The organism is Mycolicibacterium xanthum (assembly GCF_019710635.1).
In the GTDB taxonomy this organism is placed as follows: Bacteria; Actinomycetota; Actinomycetes; order Mycobacteriales; family Mycobacteriaceae; genus Mycobacterium; species Mycobacterium xanthum.
In genome coordinates this window covers 1-1,453 of sequence record NZ_JAIFZS010000140.1, presented here as the reverse complement: position 1 = coordinate 1,453, position 1,453 = coordinate 1, and the positions used below count along the sequence as shown (strand labels likewise).

Here is a 1,453-nt window from a genome sequence, read left to right as displayed (position 1 = left end):
GGCTCACCCTGTGGCGCAACATCATCGGCCACAGCCCACCGGCGATCGCCACCACCTGACCACCCGCCGAAAGGCCCGACCGCAGCACACAAGGAAAAGCTGGACAGACCAGCAGATACCCCCTGCTCACCACCGGCAAGTGCTCACCAAAGCTACCCCAGCCTCAGCTATAACAGCTCATCGGTGGATCGAGGCTAAACCCTCTCCGAAGGTAATGGAAATGGAGCGTGGCGGTTACCGCGCGAGAAGTCGCTAGCCGACTTTCCTCCGTACCGTGACGGACTGCCGTAGATCGTTTGGCTCGGATCGATCCAGAGAAGAAGGTAGGCCCGTAAGCTGGCCGTCGATCCAAAATCACAGGAGGTGGTGTCGATGACGAACCCGTTCGCGGCGATCGGTGTCGCCCCAGTCGTCGCGCTCGGCCTCGCGCTGGCCGGCTGCGGATCGGACACGGCGTCCGAAACGGCCACCACCACGACGACGGAAACCACGACCGAAACCGAGGCCGAGACACCCACTACCTCGGCGCAGGCTTCGGGGCCCAACTACACCATCGCCGACTACATCAGGGACAACGACATCGTCGAAACCCCGGTCCAGCGTGGCGATCCCGGAGCGCCCACCGTCGACCTGCCAGTCCCGCCGGACTGGGAGGACGCCGGCCCGCGCACCCCGGAGGGGGCTTGGAGCGCCATCATCTCCACCGATCCAGCGATGGCCGACGACCCACCAACGATTGTCGCGTTGATGTCGCGCCTCACCGGAGACGTCGACCCGGCCAAGATTCTTGAATACGCCCCCGGCGAGCTCCAGAACCTGCCCGGGTTCGAAGGCGAGGGAAGCGGCGCAAGCACGCTGGGCGGGTTCGAAGCCCGTGAGGCTGGCGGCACGTACGTTCGCGACGGCGCCAAGCGCGCCATCGCCCAGAAGACGGTGGTGATCCCTGGCCAGGACGGTCTCTACGTCCTGCGGCTCAAGGCCGACGCCCTCGAGGATCAATCCTTTGAGCTAATCTTCGCGGTGGCCGCTATCGACGACGAGACCACAATCACGCCCTGACCATCAGGCCCCCAGGTGGCGTGTTGGGCGTGCAAGGCGGCGTCGTAGGCGTGACAGATCTCCGAGAACCGGCTGCAAGCGCCTGGCCTGGCCTACTGCCCGACGCTGCCTGGCGGTGCGCAGTTGATCGGTGACCTCACCAGAGGCAGCGCACGCGCGTAAGTGCGCCGCGCGCCCCGGAGGTGGTTCTATCGACTTAGCCTCGATCCACCGATGAGCTGTTATAGCTGAGGCTGGGGTAGCTTTGGTGAGCACTTGCCGGTGGTGAGCAGGGGGTATCTGCTGGTCTGTCCAGCTTTTCCTTGTGTGCTGCGGTCGGGCCTTTCGGCGGGTGGTCAGGTGGTGGCGATCGCCGGTGGGCTGTGGCCGATGATGTTGCGCCACAGGGTGAGCC

Annotated in this window: 1 protein-coding gene; it reads left to right on the top strand. The window is 65.2% G+C overall.

All coding sequences use genetic code 11. The features are described from left to right. Positions 1 to 372 precede the first annotated feature (372 nt). Positions 373 to 1,059 (top strand): envelope biogenesis lipoprotein LpqN, encoded by a 687-nt coding sequence (lpqN, locus tag JDV09_RS26420; protein WP_221372086.1) that lies wholly within the window; start codon positions 373 to 375, stop codon positions 1,057 to 1,059. The last annotated feature ends 394 nt before the right edge of the window (positions 1,060 to 1,453 follow it).

Excerpts from the sequence above, each read along its gene's own strand:
- lpqN (WP_221372086.1), top strand. The coding sequence starts at position 373 with ATGACGAACCCGTTCGCGGCGATCGGTGTCGCCCCAGTCGTCGCGCTC.